Origin of the sequence: Massilimicrobiota sp. An80 (genome assembly GCF_002159255.1) — a bacterium.
Lineage (GTDB): Bacteria > Bacillota_I > Bacilli_A > Erysipelotrichales > Coprobacillaceae > Allocoprobacillus > Allocoprobacillus merdigallinarum.
Genome location: NZ_NFHI01000126.1, coordinates 1 through 591 on the forward strand (window position 1 = coordinate 1; position 591 = coordinate 591).

The following is a 591-nucleotide window of genomic DNA, read 5'->3' on the forward strand; positions in this document are numbered from 1 at the left end:
AGTTTCAATTCTTTTATCAGAATCTTATGACTTTTTTCTTTGTCATGTATAAGATGCGATCCAGGCTTAATATGATTTATGAATGTGTCCTTTGTTTTCTTTTGGCATGTTTTTCCAAATCCCTCAACATGAGCATAAACATGATTGCCATCATATGCGATGCCGATGCATATTTGGTCTTTTGATAATCCTCTTAGTTTTTTGCCATCTTTAACAGTTTTATCAGATTCGACAACAGGATAGAATGTTTCATCGATATAGACATTACCTTCAAGTACGATATCATCTTGCATGTCTTCAATAATATAAAAGAGTTTATATAGCCAATATTTTGATGTTGTAAAGCTGTTTTTGTTGTTCTTGGAAGTTAAATTGATACTCTCATATCTGAAAATACCCAAACAGAATTCAATCCATTCGGATATTGCAATCTTGTGATTATCAAACATAGTTCCTGTAAGGACATTAAAATATCTCTTGCAGATGTTGCAATAATATCTTTGAATACCATTTTTGGTAAAGCCTTTTTTCTTAAAATCAGTGGAGGCACATCTTTTGCAACATGTCACTTCATAGGAATTAAGCAAATCA

At 31.6% G+C, this 591-nt stretch carries 1 protein-coding gene; it reads right to left on the minus strand.

Going from position 1 to position 591, the window contains the following annotated elements:
* Positions 1-591: IS1/IS1595 family N-terminal zinc-binding domain-containing protein (locus B5G32_RS13610; RefSeq protein ID WP_162606825.1), on the minus strand; the 591-nt coding region annotated here is incomplete at both ends.